Annotated in this window: 21 protein-coding genes and 1 tRNA gene; 19 read left to right on the plus strand and 3 right to left on the minus strand. The window is 58.3% G+C overall.

Annotation, left to right across the window (positions count from 1 at the left end):
* Positions 1-17 precede the first annotated feature (17 nt).
* From Q8K08_RS05780 to Q8K08_RS05820, 9 genes are all read left to right on the plus strand, one after another.
* On the plus strand, positions 18-614 hold the full coding sequence (locus tag Q8K08_RS05780; RefSeq protein WP_305249460.1) for a riboflavin synthase: 597 nt from the start codon (positions 18-20) through the stop codon (positions 612-614).
* Positions 605-1,168, plus strand: a complete 564-nt coding sequence (locus Q8K08_RS05785; RefSeq protein ID WP_305249461.1) for a hypothetical protein — start codon at positions 605-607, stop codon at positions 1,166-1,168. The genes Q8K08_RS05780 and Q8K08_RS05785 overlap by 10 nt, the downstream gene beginning before the upstream one ends.
* Positions 1,169-1,270: 102 nt before the next feature.
* Positions 1,271-2,362, plus strand: a complete 1,092-nt coding sequence (gene ribB, locus Q8K08_RS05790; protein ID WP_304798398.1) for a 3,4-dihydroxy-2-butanone-4-phosphate synthase — start codon at positions 1,271-1,273, stop codon at positions 2,360-2,362.
* 3 nt (positions 2,363-2,365) lie between these two features.
* Entirely contained in the window at positions 2,366-2,866 is a 501-nt protein-coding gene (locus tag Q8K08_RS05795; RefSeq protein WP_304798396.1) for a 6,7-dimethyl-8-ribityllumazine synthase, read from the plus strand.
* Positions 2,863-3,363, plus strand: a complete 501-nt coding sequence (gene nusB, locus Q8K08_RS05800) for a transcription antitermination factor NusB (protein ID WP_304798393.1) — start codon at positions 2,863-2,865, stop codon at positions 3,361-3,363. The genes Q8K08_RS05795 and nusB overlap by 4 nt, the downstream gene beginning before the upstream one ends.
* Before the next feature lie 42 nt (positions 3,364-3,405).
* Complete coding sequence (locus tag Q8K08_RS05805; RefSeq protein ID WP_305249462.1) at positions 3,406-3,810, plus strand: META domain-containing protein; 405 nt, start codon at positions 3,406-3,408, stop codon at positions 3,808-3,810.
* Between the two features lie 92 nt (positions 3,811-3,902).
* Positions 3,903-4,232, plus strand: coding sequence for a hypothetical protein (locus Q8K08_RS05810; RefSeq protein WP_304798387.1), 330 nt, complete (start codon positions 3,903-3,905; stop codon positions 4,230-4,232).
* A 176-nt stretch (positions 4,233-4,408) separates the two neighbouring features.
* Positions 4,409-5,254 (plus strand): YdiY family protein, encoded by an 846-nt coding sequence (locus tag Q8K08_RS05815; protein WP_304798384.1) that lies wholly within the window; start codon positions 4,409-4,411, stop codon positions 5,252-5,254.
* Between the two features lie 314 nt (positions 5,255-5,568).
* Positions 5,569-6,033, plus strand: coding sequence for an MmcB family DNA repair protein (locus tag Q8K08_RS05820; RefSeq protein WP_304798381.1), 465 nt, complete (start codon positions 5,569-5,571; stop codon positions 6,031-6,033).
* Here Q8K08_RS05820 and Q8K08_RS05825 read toward each other — a convergent pair.
* Positions 6,014-6,229 (minus strand): DUF6324 family protein, encoded by a 216-nt coding sequence (locus Q8K08_RS05825; RefSeq protein WP_304798379.1) that lies wholly within the window; start codon positions 6,227-6,229, stop codon positions 6,014-6,016. The genes Q8K08_RS05820 and Q8K08_RS05825 overlap by 20 nt on opposite strands.
* A gap of 169 nt (positions 6,230-6,398) precedes the next feature.
* On the opposite strand from Q8K08_RS05825, the gene Q8K08_RS05830 reads away from it, so the two are divergent.
* From Q8K08_RS05830 to Q8K08_RS05840, 3 genes are all read left to right on the plus strand, one after another.
* Positions 6,399-6,475: transfer RNA gene (locus Q8K08_RS05830), tRNA-His, on the plus strand.
* A 347-nt stretch (positions 6,476-6,822) separates the two neighbouring features.
* Positions 6,823-8,163 carry a glycosyltransferase family 2 protein gene (locus tag Q8K08_RS05835; protein WP_305249463.1) on the plus strand — a complete coding sequence of 447 codons (1,341 nt, stop codon included), beginning with the start codon at positions 6,823-6,825 and terminating at the stop codon, positions 8,161-8,163.
* Positions 8,164-8,878: 715 nt separating this feature from the next.
* Positions 8,879-11,200, plus strand: coding sequence for a Tex family protein (locus tag Q8K08_RS05840; RefSeq protein ID WP_305249464.1), 2,322 nt, complete (start codon positions 8,879-8,881; stop codon positions 11,198-11,200).
* A 105-nt stretch (positions 11,201-11,305) separates the two neighbouring features.
* Here Q8K08_RS05840 and Q8K08_RS05845 read toward each other — a convergent pair whose 3' ends face one another.
* Entirely contained in the window at positions 11,306-11,734 is a 429-nt protein-coding gene (locus Q8K08_RS05845) for a DUF1178 family protein (RefSeq protein ID WP_304804217.1), read from the minus strand.
* 60 nt (positions 11,735-11,794) lie between these two features.
* Positions 11,795-12,292, minus strand: coding sequence for an NUDIX hydrolase (locus Q8K08_RS05850; protein WP_305249465.1), 498 nt, complete (start codon positions 12,290-12,292; stop codon positions 11,795-11,797).
* 247 nt (positions 12,293-12,539) lie between these two features.
* Between Q8K08_RS05850 and Q8K08_RS05855 the strand changes: the two genes are divergently transcribed.
* The 7 genes from Q8K08_RS05855 to neuC all read left to right on the plus strand — a co-directional run bounded on the left by Q8K08_RS05855 (position 12,540) and on the right by neuC (position 18,457).
* A complete protein-coding gene (locus tag Q8K08_RS05855; RefSeq protein WP_305249466.1) occupies positions 12,540-13,079 on the plus strand; it encodes a glutathione peroxidase in 540 nt (179 codons plus the stop codon).
* On the plus strand, positions 13,013-14,191 hold the full coding sequence (locus Q8K08_RS05860; RefSeq protein WP_305249467.1) for an acetoin utilization protein AcuC: 1,179 nt from the start codon (positions 13,013-13,015) through the stop codon (positions 14,189-14,191). The genes Q8K08_RS05855 and Q8K08_RS05860 overlap by 67 nt, the downstream gene beginning before the upstream one ends.
* A gap of 63 nt (positions 14,192-14,254) precedes the next feature.
* A complete protein-coding gene (locus Q8K08_RS05865; RefSeq protein WP_304804209.1) occupies positions 14,255-15,283 on the plus strand; it encodes an N-acetylneuraminate synthase family protein in 1,029 nt (342 codons plus the stop codon).
* Positions 15,265-16,419 carry a rhamnan synthesis F family protein gene (locus Q8K08_RS05870; RefSeq protein ID WP_305249468.1) on the plus strand — a complete coding sequence of 385 codons (1,155 nt, stop codon included), beginning with the start codon at positions 15,265-15,267 and terminating at the stop codon, positions 16,417-16,419. The genes Q8K08_RS05865 and Q8K08_RS05870 overlap by 19 nt, the downstream gene beginning before the upstream one ends.
* On the plus strand, positions 16,406-16,546 hold the full coding sequence (locus Q8K08_RS05875; protein WP_305249470.1) for a hypothetical protein: 141 nt from the start codon (positions 16,406-16,408) through the stop codon (positions 16,544-16,546). The genes Q8K08_RS05870 and Q8K08_RS05875 overlap by 14 nt, the downstream gene beginning before the upstream one ends.
* A gap of 13 nt (positions 16,547-16,559) precedes the next feature.
* Entirely contained in the window at positions 16,560-17,333 is a 774-nt protein-coding gene (locus Q8K08_RS05880) for an FkbM family methyltransferase (RefSeq protein WP_305249472.1), read from the plus strand.
* Positions 17,330-18,457 (plus strand): UDP-N-acetylglucosamine 2-epimerase, encoded by a 1,128-nt coding sequence (gene neuC, locus Q8K08_RS05885; RefSeq protein ID WP_305249474.1) that lies wholly within the window; start codon positions 17,330-17,332, stop codon positions 18,455-18,457. The genes Q8K08_RS05880 and neuC overlap by 4 nt, the downstream gene beginning before the upstream one ends.
* The last annotated feature ends 22 nt before the right edge of the window (positions 18,458-18,479 follow it).

Below are 18,479 nucleotides of genomic sequence, written 5' to 3' on the forward strand. Positions count from 1 at the left end.
TCAAAAGGAGATTGGCCATGTTCACAGGGATCGTCAGCGATATTGGTGAGGTGCTGGAGCTGGACCAGCAGGGCGATCTGCGCGCAAGGATCGGCACTCGCTATGATGTGGCCGGGATCGACATTGGCGCGTCGATTGCGTCCGACGGGGTGTGTCTGACCGTGATTGCCACCGGCACCCTGCCGCGCAATTGGTATGATGTGCAAATCTCCGCCGAAACTGTCAGCAAGACCAACCTTACCAGCTGGACCCCCGGTGCGCGGGTTAATCTGGAGCGCGCGCTGAAAGTGGGGGACGAGTTGGGCGGCCATATCGTGTCCGGTCATGTCGATGGCGTGGCCGAGGTGGTCGGGGTCACCCCCGAGGGCGACAGCCTGCGCGTAACCTTTCGCGCGCCGCGTGATCTGGCAAAATTTATCGCTCCCAAAGGGTCGGTGGCGCTGAATGGCACATCTTTGACCGTGAACGAAGTGGATGGCACAGATTTCGGCATCAACTTCATTCCGCACACCCAAAAAGCCACCACATGGGGCGATGTGAAAGTGGGGGACAAGGTGAACCTGGAGGTGGATACCATGGCGCGCTACGTCGCTCGGCTGCGCGAATGGGAGTGAGCGCCGGCATCGGCCACAATGGTGGACCAGAGCTGACAGGGCTTTCGTGGCGCACCCATTGCTGGCGTGCAGCGCGTGCGCGGCTGGTGCCGACCCTGCCGCTGGAGGTGGTGCGCCTGCGGGTGCGCCGCGCGGCTGAACTGGGGTTGGACTACAAGACCTATGCCGGTATCCGCGCCAGCACTGGGCATGATCTGGTGGCGTTCCTGTTTTCCTCCAACGCCTTGCGCGTGTTGCGTGCGGGGCAGATGCTTCCGGGGGATCGGGCGGTTAAGCTGACGGGCATCGCCAAAGTCGGGCTGATCGGCCTTGCCGTCCAGCCTTTGCAGGCGGCAGCCCTTGCCAGCGCCGCACCCATGCTGGCCAGGTGTCACAGCGCGCCGCGTGCTTTGGCCAGCTTTCCCGACACACGCAGCTGCTTGCGCGAAGTGCTGGGCCGCACGCCGCCCGACACCGTTTTGCTGATCGGCGATCACGGGCTGGAGGCCGAGTGGTGCGCGGCTGGCCGTCTTGCCGGATATCTGCCTGCCGAGCGCTACTTCGCGCCCGCGTGACATTTTGCACTGTGGCTCTGCACGGCCCGGCTCTGGCTTTTGCTGGCATGGCAGAGTAGACCCGTCCAAAGCACGTCCAAAGCCCGTTCAGGAACGCAGCCCATGACCGAATATTCCAACGCCATCTCCTCTGTTGAAGACATCATCGACGATGCCCGCAACGGTCGCATGTTCATTCTGGTGGACCATGAGGACCGCGAAAACGAAGGCGATCTGGTGATCCCGGCGCAGATGTGCACCCCGCAGGCTGTGAACTTCATGGCGACGTTTGGCCGGGGCCTGATCTGCCTTGCGCTGACCGCTGAACGGGTGGACCAACTGGGCCTGCAACCCATGAGCCCGAAGAACTCGTCACGCCTTGCCTCGGCCTTCACCCTGTCGATTGAGGCGCGCGACGGGATTTCCACCGGAATTTCGGCAGCTGACCGGGCGCGCACGGTTTCCGTTGCGATCGACCAGACCAAAGGCCCGCAGGATATCGCCACCCCCGGCCACGTCTTTCCGCTGCGCGCGCGTGACGGTGGCGTTCTGGTGCGCGCCGGCCATACCGAGGCGGCGGTCGATGTGTCGCGTCTGGCGGGGCTGAACCCGTCGGGCGTGATTTGTGAGGTGATGAATGATGACGGGTCGATGGCGCGTTTGCCCGACCTGATCGTGTTTGCGCAAAAGCATGGGCTTAAGATTGGCACGATTTCCGATCTGATCGCCTATCGCCGCCGCAACGACAATTTGGTTAAGCTAAGCGAAGAGCGCAACGTCACCGCAGAGTTCGGCGGCGACTGGACCATGCGGATTTATACCGATGTGACCGAAGGTGCGGAACATGTGGTGCTGATAAAGGGCGACATCACCACACCCGGCCCGGTGCTGACCCGGATGCACACACTTGATCCGCTGTTGGATGTGGTCGGCCTTGGCGGGGCAGGGCGCACGGCGGAATTCGCCGAAGCGATGAAGCTGATTGCAGCCGAGGGGCGCGGTGTGCTGGTGCTGCTGCGTGAGCTGGACCGAAAGCTAATCTCGGATTCCGAGGCGTCACCGCAGACGCTGAAGCAATACGGTATCGGCGCACAGATCCTTGTGTCGCTTGGGGTGAATGAGCTGACCCTGCTGACCAATTCGCCGCAGCCCAAGATTGTCGGGCTTGATGCCTATGGCCTGTCGATCACCGGCACCCGCAAGATCACGGAGTAAACCATGGCCACCGCAGAATCCCATTACACCCTGCCACTGCCGGTCTTTGACCACCCCGTGAAACTGCTGATCGTGGTGGCCCCGTATTACAAAGACATCGCTGATAACATGGTTGCGGGCGCGCGCGCGGTCGCAGCCGCCTGTGGGGCCGAGGTGGACCTGGTCGAAGTGCCCGGTGCGCTGGAGGTGCCGACCGCCATCGCCATGGCCGAACGTCAGGCCAAGTTTGATGGGTATGTAGCACTTGGCTGTGTGATCCGGGGGGAAACCACGCATTACGATACAGTGTGCAATGATTCCAGCCGCGCCATCAGCCTGATGGGGCTGCAAGGGGCCTGTATCGGCAATGGCATTCTGACAGTTGAAAACCGCGTTCAGGCCGAAGTGCGCGCCGACCCTGCGGGGCAGAATAAAGGTGGCGGGGCTGCCGCGGCGGCCTTGCACCTGATCGCACTTTCGCGCAAATGGGCGGGCCAGACGAAAGGGATCGGGTTCCGCGCATGACTGACAACACACCGGCCGCCAAATCAGGCGCCAAACCCAGCAACGCCGAGAAAAAGCAGATGCGCTCTGCCGCGCGGCTGTATGCTGTTCAGGCCCTGTTCCAGATGGAGGTGTCCGGCCAGACCATCAAGGCGATCTGCCGCGAGTTTGAGGTGCACCGCTTTGGCGCTACCTATGACGAGGGTGAATTTGCCGAAGGCGACGTGACCCATTTCCGCACACTCGTGGACCATGCTGTGAACTTTCAGGCGCTGATCGACCAGATGACCGACCGCGCTTTGGTCGCCAAATGGCCGATTGACCGGATCGACCCGGTGCTGCGCGCTCTGTTCCGGGCGGCCGGGGCCGAGTTGACCCAGATGCCGACCCCGCCCAAAGTGGCGATCACCGAATTTGTCGATGTGGCAAAGGCGTTCTTTCCCGAAGGAAAAGAATCCAAATTTGTCAACGCAGTGCTGGATCATATGGCGCATGAGGCCAAGCCCGAAGGGTTCTGATGCGTTATGGTGTCAGTGCCTTCAAACCACAGGACCCTGATCATGACCCGCCTTACCTTCGCGCTTACCGCCGCCCTTGGACTTGCCGCCTGTCTACCCGCGGTGGCATATGGTGTGCCACCTGAATACCTTGCCATCGAATGGAAGCTGGTGTCGATCGACGGCCAGCCCTTTCTTGCGCGCGGAAATCTTGACCTGAGTACGGCAGGAAAGATCGCAGGGCAGGGGCCGTGCAACCGCTTTTTTGCCGAGTATGGTGGAACCCTGCCCGATTTTCGCCTTGGTGCGATTGGCGCAACCCGGATGGCCTGCCCTGACCTTGCGGCTGAGTCGGCGATGTTTGCGGCGCTTGGCCAGATGACCCGTGCCGAAGTGACGGGGCCGGTGACACTGCTGCTGACCGGGCCAAAGGGCGGCAGTATGGAATTTGTCCGCCCGATGAACTGACAATCGCTGCGCGCGCCAACCCCTGCGGCAATATGGGCCTTTTGCTTTGTCTCAGCTGCGCTACATTGCGTACCTTGGATAGGAGCGCCCAAATGCCCAAACTCATCCGCCTTTATATCGTCAACGTCGCCATTGGTTTTGCCATTTCCGCGGTCTTTGTGGCGGCTTTGGTCTGGCTGGATGTCGCAGGGCTGCAACGACTTATTCTGGGCGCGCCCATGGGGTGGGTCGCCGCCCTGATGCTTGTCATGTTCAACGGGGTCGTGTTTGCCGGAGTGCAATTCGCCATCGCCGTGATGCGGATGGCTGACACCGATGACACGCCCTCGGGTGGCACCCGCGCCCGGCTGCCTTTGGTGCCTGTGCGGGTGGCTGCGACATCGCGCATCCGCTCTGACAACCGTCCAGATTCACGGCGCTAGGCATTTCTGCAAAAGTGTCGTCAGACATATTGTTTCATAGATTCAATTGATTGATTTCCCCGGCGTCACTTCACGCGTCGTCACAGATCTGTGAGCCACCGGAACTTTGATCATATTTGCCGCGTTTCATACGCGACCGGCACGAGAGAGGCCGGTGTGTGTGAAAGGATATTATGATGACAGTCAAACTCCGCACCTTGGGTGCCGGCGTGCTGGCTATTGCCGCCGCCCAAGTCGCTTTTGCACCTGCCGCTGTGGCGCAGGTTGCGATTACGGGCGTTGAATCGGTCAATGATCGGATCGACGACATCAACGAAAATGTAGCGGAAGATATGGCTCGTGCTGAAGATGCAGCGCGTTTCGGCAACCCAGAGTTCCGCCCCGGTCTGAGCGGCTCGGCTTCGCTGGGCTATTCGGGCAAGACCGGCAACAACGAGTCGCAAGACATCTCTGCTGGGGTGCGTCTTCGGTATGCGCAGGGCAATCTGGTTCAGACCTTAGGCGCAGCGCTCGACTTTTCCGAAGCGAACAACGCTGCGACCAAAGAAGACATTCTGGCCGTCTATGACGCGAACTATTACTTCGACCAGAATTTTTATGGCTTTGTCCTGGCCCGTCTGGAATCCGATGGTCTGGCCAGCACGGTCGATGAAAACCGTCGCGATGCCTTCCTTGGCTTTGGTCCGGGCTACCGCATCGTAAACACGCCAGACATGACGTGGCGTGTGCAGGCCGGTGTCGGCGTCAGCTATCTACAGGATGGCGCGCGCAATTCGACCACGGAAACCGGCTATCTGGCTGCGTCGCGATTCTTCTACAAGATCAACGACAACGTCTTCGTGACGAATGACACCGACATTCTGAAGTCGAAAACGGCTCTGCGGGCGAACAACGACCTTGGCCTGAACGTCAAGATGACCGACACCCTGTCAACCCGTGTCAGCTATCTGACCGAGTATAACGACAACCGCGCGATCCGCACCGACAACAAGTTGGGTGTGTCGCTGGTGTTCGGCTTCTAAATCAAGCGCTCACACACAAAATAGAAAGGGGCGGAGAAATCCGCCCCTTTTTTCATGTTTGCCGTCCGAAAATTTGGGTGGCGGGCCCGCAGCAGCCGTGGGTGGCATGGTTTCCCGAGAGCCAGAGGTCTCAGGTGGGCACCAGGTAGCAAGACCAGGATCTTGCCAGAGCCAGCATCCATTCGTTTGCTTATCGGCCACTGGAAAAAAGCCCCAGCACGCGAAGAGCAGCACCCGCCACTCACATAGATAAGCGCGCAAGAGCTCGCCCGCAAGGCTTGTCAGGTGTTCATCTTTCGTTCATATTTGGCGCCATGGACAGGATCACAGACCCATCGCCGCAGATGCCCGGCCAGCGCCTTGCCCGCGGGGTTGCGCGCGGCCTGCGCGATATGGGCTTTGTTACGGTCGAAGAACTGGTGCCAGCCCCTGGCTTGCGCGTCGATCTGATGGCGCTTGGCCCAAAGGGGCAGGTCTGGATTGTGGAGTGCAAATCCTGCCGGGCCGATTATCAGGCCGACCGGAAGTGGCAAAACTATCTGCATTGGTGCGACCGCTTTTTCTGGGCGGTGGATGCCGATTTCCCGACCGGGCTTTTGCCCGACGAAACCGGCCTGATCCTTGCCGATGCCTACGGCGCAGAAATCATGCGGATGGGCACCGATACGCCACTGGCACCTGCCCGGCGCAAAGCGGTGGTGCAGGGCTTTGCCCGCCACGCCGCGCTGCGCCTGCAGGCGCTGCGCGATCCTGCGGGCATTATTTCCGCTTGGGCTTAGGCTTGACCGAGCCCATGGCGCGCACGGCTTCGGCTGCGGCGCGCAGTTCTTCGGCGATTTCTTCCGCTTCTTCCGGCTCGAAATCCAACGGCAATTCTACACCACCATCCGCCTCGATATAGATGCGCACCATGCCGGCCGAGGTCGGCCCGATCTGCAGGTTCGCAGCGATCTCGCTTTCCTTGTCGATGCCCATTCCGGCCCCCTTGCTGTCTTTTTCACGGCCTAGCGTCCTTTGCCACTTTCTGCAAGCGCACCCGCTATCACCGAACGGTCTGCCCCGGCAGGATACTGGCCCGAGTGACAAGATTTGCGCCAAAGCCTGCTTGCAATCCAAGTCAAGGAGCGTTAAATCGCCCCCAAGTGCCGGCTTAGCTCAGTTGGTTAGAGCACTAGATTGTGGATCTAGGGGTCCCCCGTTCGAGCCGGGGAGCTGGTACCATCTAAACTTTCGATATCGTTGCAGAGTTTGGCCCTTCGGGGCCTTTTCTTTTGGGCTCGCGGTCCGTCTTCGGTGATGGGCGGTGTCGGACGGACAGGCTTCTTCCAGATATATTGGCGGAAGAAACGCCTCTGGTGCCTGACCGGGAATGGGTCGGCACTAGCGCTGACGTTCGCGCCGTGACAGTGATCTATTTGTTTTTGCTTGGGCAGAACAGAGAACACATATGACCCTGGAGGCATGTCTTTTTGCGGAATGCAGTTCATAAATCCACTGATAATACACTTGAAGGTCGTTGGGCATCTGTATAATTTTGCGCCGAGAATATATTTGCAGGATACCGCCCCATGGAACTTGACACCGAATCCAAGGTTTTGGAAAGTCTGGAAGTTTTTAAGATTTCCAAGGATTTCAGGGCCGCGCAAAAAATATTGGAAGATGGTATTAAGCGTTTCCCCGACAGCAAGGCGATTTTGCTACAAGCCCACAACAATTGTCGCGCGCTCGGAGACTTGAACGCTGCGGTTGTGCTTTCGTCCAGGCTTAGGGATGTTCACCCAGATTACTTTGATAGCTACGCACGTTTGACCCAAGATTTCAATTCATTGAAGAAGTTTGACGATGCTGTCTCTGTCATTGAGGAGGGGTTGATCAGATTTCCAAGCGATAAGTGGATACTGTTGGCGGCTCTGCAGACCTATCGTCACTTGGATCGAATAAAGGATGCGGTTGCCTGCGGTGAAACATTGGCGGAGAGGCATTCTGATTTTGTTCAGTTCTATCGGCCTTACTTTGATATTCTATTGATATGTGGCAACTATGGGGCGGCGCAGGAGCTTCTTGCCCGTACCGCTGCTGGCGTTGAAAGGGCAGAAATGCACCTTAATCTTCTGCTCAGTCAGAGGATGTATGATGAATACTTTTCTGAGCTTGAAAGATATGTATCTCTATTCCCTATGAAATCGACAGATTATGCAAGACGACTGCGAGATTTTTCTATATTGCAAAAAGAGCCAAGTGATCAGCGTCATCGGGTCGACAGTGACGTAGACATCATCTGTATTGCATCTGACGAGGCGCCATATATTTCTGATTTTATTCATCACTATACATATCTAGGCTTCAAACGTATATTTGTTGGCCTGAACAATTGCAGTGATGACACTCAAAAAATAATCGAAAAGATAGCCGGCATTTTTCCAAATGTCTTTGTCATCGATGTGAATGCTGTCATAAGTGCATTCAAGCAATCCGGCTGCTATGCGCACCTCTTTGAATATGCACGGAAAGAGTCCAGCTCCAAATATTGCATGTTTGTAGATGTTGATGAATTCTGGGTGGCGGATCCATTCCCCAGTACGATACAGACCTTCATGAAAGATATTGCCACTTGCGATTGCATCTCTTTCCAGTGGATCAACATTCTAGGTGAAAGTATTTTTGCACGACCTTTGGCATTGAGTGGAAAAATTGGCATAAATCCTCATGTCAAAAGCTTAGTGAGATACGATTCTGAATATATTGGATTTGGCGCGCATGCGCCCACGATAGCCAATATAGAAAGCCCGCGAACGCACCTAGGTCGGGATCCGGTCGCAAATCACAGGAAGACACCGACCGGTTATGCTGTCCATCAAATCACACCTGCCTCGTTGATGCCAAAGCTTCAAGACAAGGGCCTTGGGTAGATATTCCACAGATACAGTAGATCTGAAATAGAGTTCAGCTATAGAATTTTCAAGGTTCACGCAAATGACGATACCAGCGCAGTCAGCTTCAAGACCAACAGGAAGGGTGGTTATTTAGCTAAATCTGAAAACAGCATTGCTGAGAGCAGCTTTTTGGATCGCGTTTTCGATGAAACTTCAATCACAGCCTAACACAATTCCCTTCAGGAGTTTGAGCTAAAATGTGGGGTTTCGGCAGATATTGAACGTGCAAAAAGCAAGATCAGTGAAGCATCTGTTTTGAGAATGCTTGAGGGGATACCTGAAGATATCTTTGAGCGTGACCATAAGGTTTTGCTGACAGCTTTTGCAGGAACTCGCTTTTTTGATTACATAGTCAACAGGAAATTATAGCGATAGTGCCCCCCTGTGCCATGGAACACGATGGCGCGCGCGGGTGGCTATGTTATAGCGGTTGCATGGCTGACAGACTTTGCCAGCGACAATGTTCTGCCAGTCTGTATCGCGATGTAAAATCATCCAAAAATTTGAAAATGCTTGAATAACGCTGCCTATGCACCCCACAAAACGCGACGAATCCATCTTTTCCCCTTAAACGCCTGAGCCAAGATCCCCTTGCGGGACGCTTGGGAATGGTGTGGCCCCGGCCAGACCCTTCCCCTTGCCGACGGGCTTGGCTATGGTCGCCCTCCGACCGAGAGGGGACCACAAGACCATGACGCCAGACACCACCCGCCGCATTGCGCAAACCATCGCCACCGAGATCAATGCGCAGACCCCGCAAGTGACCGCCGCCGTGGCGCTACTGGATGAGGGCGCGACCGTGCCCTTCATCGCGCGCTACCGCAAAGAGGTGACGGGGGGGCTCGACGATTCGCAGCTGCGTCTGCTGGCCGAACGTCTGGTTTACCTGCGCGAGATGGAGGGGCGGCGCGCGGCGATTTTTGGCTCGATCACCGAGCAGGGCAAAATGACCGATCCGTTGGCCCAGTCGATTGCCAAGGCGGTGACCAAGGCCGAGTTGGAAGACATCTACCTGCCCTACAAACCCAAACGCCGGACCAAGGCGATGATCGCGCGCGAAAACGGCCTGCAACCGCTGGTCGATGCGATTCTGGCTGACCGCTCTGCCGATCCTGTCGCCGTGGCGGCGGGCTTTGTGACCGAAGCGGTGCCGGATACCAAAGCCGCACTTGAAGGCGCGCGTGATATCGTGGCCGAAGGGTTGTCTGAAAATGCCACCCTTTTGGGTCGGTTGCGTGAGCATATGAAAAAGGTCGCCCGCCTGTCCGCCAAAGCTGTGCCGGGCAAAGAGACCGAAGGCGCGAAATTCTCAGATTATTTCGCCCATAACGAGGCTTGGGCGACCGCCCCCAGCCACCGCGTTCTGGCCATGCTGCGCGGCCGGAATGAAGGTTTTCTGACCATTGATCTCGACATCGACCCAGACGCCCCGCGCGGTCAGAGCCCGGCCGAAATGGCCTGTGGTGCGGCCCTGTCTGCGGGCAGCAAGGGGCCCGGCGACGCATGGCTGCGTGACGCGGCAAGCTGGGCGTGGCGGATCAAGCTGAAGACCTCGCTGACGCTGGATCTGATGGGCGACATCCGCGACCGCGCCGAAGCCGAGGCGATCAACGTGTTCGCCCGCAATCTCAAGGATTTGTTGCTGGCGGCCCCGGCGGGCGGCAAGGCCACCATGGGTCTTGATCCTGGCATCCGAACCGGGGTCAAGGTGGCCGTGGTCGATGCGACGGGCAAGGTTCTGGCGACGGATACCGTCTATCCGTTCCAGCCCAAGAACGATCTGCGCGGCGCACAAATGGCCATCGCGCAGCTGATCGGCAAACATAAGGTCCAGCTGATCGCGATTGGCAACGGCACCGCCAGCCGCGAGACGGAAAAGATGGTGGCCGACCTGCTGGCCGTGCTTCCGGGCGCGGAAAAGCCAGTCAAGGTGATCGTGTCCGAGGCGGGCGCGTCGGTCTATTCCGCGTCGGAGCTGGCGTCGAAAGAGTTTCCCGATCTGGACGTCAGCTTGCGCGGCGCGGTCAGCATCGCGCGCCGCCTGCAAGATCCTCTTGCCGAACTGGTCAAGATCGAGCCCAAAAGCATCGGCGTTGGCCAGTATCAGCACGACGTCGACCAGCACCGCCTGAGCCGCAGCCTTGAGGCGGTGGTGGAAGATGCGGTGAACGCGGTGGGGGTTGACCTGAACACTGCCTCTGCGCCCCTGCTGGCCCGCGTGTCGGGCGTAGGGCCGGGGCTGGCCGAGGCGATTGTCGCGCACCGCGACGCCAATGGCCCGTTCAACACAAGGCGCGAGTTGTTGAAAGTCGCGCGGCTGGGGCCAAAGGCGTTTGAGCAGGCGGCCGGGTTCCTGCGCATCGCGGGCGGCAAAGAACCGCTGGATGCGTCATCAGTCCACCCCGAGGCTTACGACGTGGCCCGCCGCATCACTGCCGCCTGTGGTCGCGATATCCGCAGTCTGATGGGAGACGCGGCGGCGTTGCAAAAACTGGATCCGCGTGCCTTTATCGATGACCGCTTTGGCCTGCCCACGGTGAAAGATATCCTGTCCGAGTTGGAAAAGCCCGGCCGCGACCCGCGCCCCAGCTTCCGCACCGCAACTTTTACCGAAGGCGTGAACGAGATCCGCGACCTGAAACCCGGTATGATGCTGGAAGGCACCGTGACCAACGTGGCAGCCTTCGGTGCCTTTGTCGATGTGGGCGTCCATCAGGATGGGTTGGTGCATGTCAGCCAGCTTGCCGACCGCTTTGTCAAAGACCCGCATGAAGTGGTGAAGGCCGGCGATGTGGTGCAGGTCCGCGTGGTTGAGGTCGATGCCCCCCGCAAGCGCATTGCCCTTACCATGCGCAAAGACAGCAGCGACGCGCGCGAAACTGCCCGCGAGCGCGCGGTGGACCGAGCAGAGAAACCCGCACCACGCGGCAAGCCGCAGCCGATGCAAGCCAGCCCCCAAAGCGCCAGCGCCAATCCGTTTGCCGATGCGCTGAAGGGTAAGTTCGGGAAATAAGATGAGTATTTGGAAAGCAGCAATCTCAGGCGCTGTGCCGGATTGCTGCTTGCTGAAATACTCCCGCCGGAGGCACCTGTAAGCGGTGCAGGCCAGTGACCTTGTTCAGTTGGCCTTGCGCTTGGGCAAGAACGGCAGGGGGGCGACTGGCACGCCGTCTTCGATCAGCTTTTTCGCCTCCTCCGGCTTTGCCTCGCCGTAAATGGCGCGTTCAGGGGTTACTCCGTCGTGCATCTTGCGTGCTTCGGCGGCGAAGTTCAGGCCGACATATTCCGAATTGGCCTCGACCTGAGCGCGAAGGGCGGCAATGGCTTGTTCGACATCGGTTTCAGGTTGAGACAGGGCGGCAGGCGCTGTGGCAGCGGCGCGGGCGGGACGCACAGCGGGGGCCATCAGCAATTTTTCAACATCTTTAGATCCGCAAATTGCGCAGGTCACATGGCCGGCTGCGCGCAACGCGTCAAAAGCCGTCGCGGATTGAAACCAGCTTTCAAATTCATGCGCTTGCGCACATTTCAGGCTATAGCGGATCATGTTTTGCCCAATACGGAAGGACTGTGCCCATACCCACAGCTAACCATCGCACAGGCGAATTCAAGCGCGCTTTTTGCGCTCGGCTGTACAGACGAGCTTTGGGCCGGCGACTGCAAGCTGCGCCAGAAGCCTGCGCAATTCGGGTTCCATCACTTTGAGCGCGGCTTTCTGGGCATCAAACCATTTGCGCCTGCGCTGTTTGCGTTCGGGAAACTTGTCAGCAAGGCTGGCCACGCGCAGGGCAAAGACGCTGACGTGGCAAGGGATCGGATCTTTGGGTGTGCGCAGCTTGTCATAGCTGTAAAACCCGAGCGGGGCCGAGGCATCGACCGCACCTTGCACGCCCGCTTCTTCCCACGCCTCTATCGCGGCGGTCTCGAACGGTGTTTTGCCGCTGATTGGCCAACCTTTCGGCACGATCCAGCGCCCGGTGTCACGGCTGGTGATCAACAGCACCTGCACGCGGTGACGGTGCATGCGCCAGCACAGCGCAGCATTCTGGCTGGAAACCCCTTCTGGCAGGGGGATGGAAAATTGGTCAGGCGTTGTTTGTTTCAAGTCGTTGTTTTCTTCTTCTGCCCGTGATCTGTCACAGTCTTGCGCTGGATACTCCTTAAAGCTACAGCCAGAAAGCTGGCTTCAATAGGGCATATCTTTTGGTTATCTCTATATATTGGGTCTTAGTTGACAATTTGTCACCCCCGGCAGCGACGAAATGCGCGAGCTGAGCGACTCCACTTGTGTCAGGCTTTGACCTTTTGCCGCATCGGCCTATCTTGCCTGACAGAACCTGGGAGGTTTTAGAATGCGTCGTCGGATGGTTCTGGCCGGAATCGGCATTGGTCTTTTGGCTTTCACGGGTCAGGCGGCGACTCTGCCAGGTGCAGGGGCATTTTCGTTTGCGTCGATTGATGGCGGGATTGTCGATCTTGCCGATTGGCGCGGCAAACCGGTGCTGGTGGTCAACACGGCCTCACTCTGCGGTTTTGCCGGGCAATTTGACGATTTACAGGCGCTGCATGAGCGATACGGCGCGCGGGGCCTTTTGGTGCTTGCGGTGCCTTCTGACGATTTCAACCAAGAGCTGGCAGACGCGCAGGCCGTCAAGGAATACTGCGCGGTGAATTTTGACCTGACCTTGCCGATGACAGACATCACCCATGTCCGCGGTGAGCAGGCGCATCCGTTTTACAAATGGATGGCTGCCGAGCATGGCTTTACCCCCGGGTGGAACTTCAACAAGGTGCTGATCGGCGCGCAAGGTGAAGTGTTGGGCACATGGGGCTCGGCAGTCAAGCCGACCGCAGGCGCGATCACCAAGCGGATCGAGCCGTTGTTGCGCTGATCTTGCCTCTGTTCATCGGGTCAGAGATTTATCGCGGGTCATCCTATGGCCCGTCGCATCCGTTGCGGGTGCCGCGCGTGTCAACGGTGATGGATATGTGCCGGGCTTTGGGTTGGCTGCCCTCTGCGCGCTATCGCACCAGCCCGCGCGCAAAACTGGGCGCTTTGGCGCAGTGGCACACGCCGGACTATCTGGCCGCCTTGCAGCAGGCCGAGCGTGAAGGTGATGTCGCCGATGATGCGCGGGTGCGGCATCATCTGGGCACGCTGTCGAACCCGGTTTTTGGCCAGATGTTTTCGCGCCCGGCCACTGGGGCGGGGGGTGTCATACTGGCGGCTGAACTCCTCGCCAACGGCACCGCTGCGGTGCATGTGCCGGGTGGCGGCACACATCACGGGCTGCCCGACCGGGCCAACGGCTTTTGCTATCTGAACGATCCGGTGCTGGCGATTTTGGCGCTGCGCCATGCTGGCCTGCGCCGCATTGCCTATATCGACATTGATGCACATCACTGTGACGGGGTGCAGCATGGCTTTTCGGGCGATCCACGCACCCTGCTGATCTCGACCCATGAAGAAGGACGTTGGCCGTTTACCGGGGCGCTGGAGGATGACGGCGGCGGCAATTGCGTGAACCTGCCGGTGCTGCGCGGCTTTAACGATACGGAAATGCGCGCGGTGCTGGACGGTGTGATCTTGCCCCATGTGCAGGCGCACCGTCCCGATGTGATCATCCTGCAAGCCGGGGCGGATTCGCTGGATGAAGACCCGCTGTCACGGCTTTCCCTGTCGAACTGCGCCTATATTGAGGTGCTGCGCGGCCTTCTGCCGATGGCGCCACGGTTTTTGCTGTTGGGTGGCGGTGGCTATAACCCGTGGTCGGTGGGGCGCTGCTGGTCGGTGCTTTGGGCCACGCTGGCGGGGGTGGAAATCCCTGACCAGCTGCCAGACCCGGCGCAAGACATATTGCGCGCCCTGCATTGGGGCGGGGGGGGGCGCCCGCCGCCTGCGCCGCATCTGCTGACCACGCTGCTGGACCCGCCCCGCGAAGGCCCGGTCCGCCCGGAAATCCGCGCAAGGATAGCCCGTCTGGCGCAGCGTTTGCGGGCATAGGGCTTTCCTTGCGCCCGCGCGGGCGGTAGATCAGGACAAAACCCTTGCAAGGACCGCGCCCCCATGAAAATCGGCACCCGTGAGATTGGCCCCGATCACCCGCCTTTGGTTATCGCAGAAATCGGCATCAACCATGGTGGCAGCCTTGCCGTCGCCAAAGAGATGGTGCGACTTGCTGCGGGGGCAGGCTGCGAGATGATCAAGCACCAGACCCATATCATCGAAGATGAGATGACCGAGGAGGCAAAGTCGATCTTTCCGCCCAATGCGGATGTGTCGATCTGGCATGTGATGGAGGCCTGCGCGCTGTCACTGACGGATGAGGCAGAGCTGAAACGCTATACTGAATCGCTGGGGATGATCTGGATATCTACCCCGTTTTCGCGCGCGGCGGCGGATTTTCTCGAAACCCTTGACGTGCCTGCCTACAAGATCGGGTCGGGCGAGGCGGACAATCTGCCGCTTATCCGCCACATCGCGCGCAAGGGCAAACCGGTGATCCTGTCCACGGGGATGCAGACTATTGAAACCATCCGCGCCAGCGTGGCCATTCTGGATGCGGCTGGGGTGGACTACGCGCTGCTGGAATGCACCAACCTCTATCCCTCACCCCCCGAGATTGTCAGCTTGCGCGGCGTGACCGATCTGAAAAATGCGTTTCCGAATGCGGTTGTGGGGTTCTCTGACCATTCCATCGGGCCAGAAATGGCGCTTGCGAGCGTGGCGTTGGGGGCGTCCATTCTGGAACGGCACTACACCGATACCCGCTACCGCAAGGGCCCCGATATCATCAACTCGATGGACCCGTCCGAACTGCGCCACCTGATCGACCGCTCACGCGAGATCTGGATCGCCGCCAACAACCCCAAACAACGGACCGAAGCCGAAGAACCCGTCTACCGCTTCGCCCGCGCCAGCGTGGTGGCCGATGCCGACCTGCCCGCAGGCCATGTGATCACCGAATCCGACATCTGGGCGCGCCGCCCCGGCTCGGGCGAGATTGCGGGCTATGATTTCGACAAGGTGGTAGGCAAACGCCTGACCCGCGCCGTAACGCGGAACACGCAGTTGAAATGGGCGGATCTGGCGTGATCCCGGGGTGGAAGATTGCCCGGGAGTTTGACCGGTTCGTCCAGCAGATTAAGGCCGTGATCGGATTGACATGGGAACCTGTAGTTCAGTGGCGCTATGACAGGAACCGGGTCACGCTCACTCGGATCATATCTACCGGGCAATCGCCCTTGGACAAGATTGCGATCTATCTGATCTTTCAACCGAAAGGACTGTGCATATCAACTCTTGAGACCTGCCGCATTCTGGCGCGTCAAGGCTACAGTGTGCTCATTGTCTCAAACGGACAGCTTGCCGAGAATGATATAGCGCTGTTGCGGGATCAGGTCTGGGCCGTGTTGATCCGCCCCAATTACGGTTATGATTTCGGTGGCTATCGTGATGGGATACTCCACCTTTTCGATGTCCGCGCTGATCCGGCAAAACTACTGGTGATGAACGACTCCATTTGGTTTCCAACAGGCCCGGAAGATACCTTGCTTCCAAGAATGGAGGCATCCGGAATAGATGTGACCGGAACAGTTGTTCATCGATCGCATCGTTCAAAAACCAGACAGGGCTTTGGATCGAGGGTGATCGAGAGCTATTTTTTCCTGTTTGATCGTCATGCTGTGCGGTCCGAGTGCTTTCGGTCATTCTGGCAGCGCTATCGTCTGTCGTCCAACAAGTACAACGCGGTTTACCGCGGCGAGCGAAAGATCACCGAGGAAATGCGAAAAGGTGGGCTGACCGCCGATGGCTTGTTTGGCCGCGAAGACTTTATGACAGCTCTTGAGCAACAGGATTCGGAGTTTTTGCGAAAAACGCTTTTTTATGCGGCCTATACCGATGATGTGTTCAGGGCTGAGGGTGAGGCCCTGTTGTCTGAACCTGTCGATGCCCAGAACTGGCGTGCGAACGTTATCGACCACATCAGAAGGGTCACGCTGAAGCGGAATTTTCATGGCGCATTTGTATTTGCAAGCATGACCTTGCTGGACATGCCCTTTCTGAAAAAAGGGACTGGTACGTTTCTGAAGCGAACATACGGTACGCTTTACACTCGGATGCGCGAAAGATATCTGGCTGCGGTCATGGCCGGAGATTTGCCCCGTCCCAGATCAGAAGTTATCGATGAAATCGTCCAGCGTGATGGAGTGAAGCTTGACCCGCACTGAAGCGGAATGGAATATCTTAGAAAAACGGCTGGATCAGCAGACGTTGGTTCCGATAGCAGATGACAAGCGCTGGTATGTAGCACCGATGGGGGAGCTGGGATGTTTCCCAGTAGCCAGCTGGTTCTGAAGGAGACGAAACGATGCCCAATCTTCCATGGTGGAAACTCTCCCGAGAAATTGGTCGGATCAGGGGCAAGATCAAGTTTGCATTGCTCGGTCTGGATAGATCTAGAACGACGATTTTCTATCAGGGATTACAGGTTCCTATCGCACGGTCGGGTATGCGGTCCGATGTTGTTATGGCGCTCGCCCGTAATTATTACGAAACCCCCGAGATTAAGGGGTTGCGTGCGTGCATTAGGCCTGGAGATAGGGTTCTGGAGCTTGGTTCGGGCCTTGGGATTGTGACCGCCCTTATTGGTCGAGCCTGCGGACCGGACGGATTTGTTCTTTCGTTTGAAGCCAACCCAGATCTGATTTCTGACACCCGAAAGTTTCTAAAAGATCATAACATAGAAAATGTCGAACTTTGTCATGCTGTTCTGGTACCGCATGCCGACGTCGATGAGACACGGGAATTTCACATCTCTGGATCCTTTGCCTCGAACTCTATGCTGGATATCAATGATGGGCGAAGTGTCAGAACAATTTCTGTTCCGGCCCGGTCGGTTTTAGATGTGGTTGTAGAGTTTAAGCCAACGGTTCTCATGTGTGATATCGAAGGCGGAGAGGCAGAATTGATACCAGCACTGGAAGCCGGAGGATTGCGGGCAGTTGTGATTGAACTGCACCCGCATATTCTGTCCGCTGAGCAGATAGAGTCAATCTACACGTCCCTTGCCAGATATGGCTTGCAGCCTTCTCCTTGCCAGCTTGGCGGAACTGTGGTGATGTTCCGGCGAGATTTGAATTGACAAAATCCCTCCTCTTCCTCACCGGCACCCGCGCCGATTTCGGCAAGCTGGAACCGCTGGCCGCGGCCGCGCGCGATGCGGGCCATGCAGTGACGTTTTTCGTCACCGGCATGCATATGATGGACCGCTACGGCCTTACCAAGCTAGAGGTGCAGCGCATGCCGGGGGTGCGGGTGCATGAATTTCTGAACCAGCGCCCCGGTGATGGTCAGGATATCGTGCTGGCGAAAACCGTCGTCGGCTTTTCGGATTATATCACCGAACACCAGCCCGATCTGATCGTCATTCATGGTGACCGGATAGAGGCACTGGCGGGCGCTCTGGTTGCCGCCACCAACTACATTCCGTCCGCCCATATTGAGGGCGGCGAGGTGTCGGGCACCATTGATGAGGTGTTCCGCCACTGCAACACCAAGCTGGCCACGCATCATTTTGTTTCTTCTGATAGCGCCAAGCGGCGGGTGATGGTGCTGGGCGAGGCCGAGGAGGCGATCCATGTCATCGGCTCGCCCGAGCTTGATTTCCACGCTGGGCCGTCAGGGGTTTCGCTGGATGAGGTGCGCGCGCGCTATGACATTCCCTTTGCCGATTACGGCATCGCGGTGTTTCACCCTGTCACCTCCGAGCAGGCCACGATGGGTGCGCAGGCGCAGGCGCTGTTTGGCGCGCTTGACGCGTCGGGGCGTAGTTTTGTGGTGATCGCGCCGAACAATGATCCGGGGTCGGATGCGATTTTCAGCGTGCTGAACTGCCTGACCAAGGATCGATTCCGCCTGATCCCGTCGATGCGGTTCGCGCATTTCTCGGAACTGATGAAACACGCGGCTTGTATGGTCGGCAACTCCAGTGCCGGCGTGCGTGAGGCGCCGTTTCTGGGCATCCCATCGCTGGATGTTGGTACCCGCCAGACCAATCGGGCGATGGCAGCGTCAGTTGCCTTTGCGGGCGCGGGCGACGCGTCGGCAGTGGCGCAGTTTCTGGCGACCCGCTGGGGTCAGCGCCATGCCCAAGACACAGGCTTTGGAACAGGCCGCGCCGCTGACCGCTTTGCTCAGACCCTGACCAGCCCCAAATTTTGGGCGCAGGGGCTTCAGAAATCTTTCCAAGATCAAGATCTTGCCTAGCCGCGCGCCAAAGGGCCTCGTC

This window comes from Pseudotabrizicola sp., assembly GCF_030684215.1.
GTDB lineage: Bacteria > Pseudomonadota > Alphaproteobacteria > Rhodobacterales > Rhodobacteraceae > Pseudotabrizicola.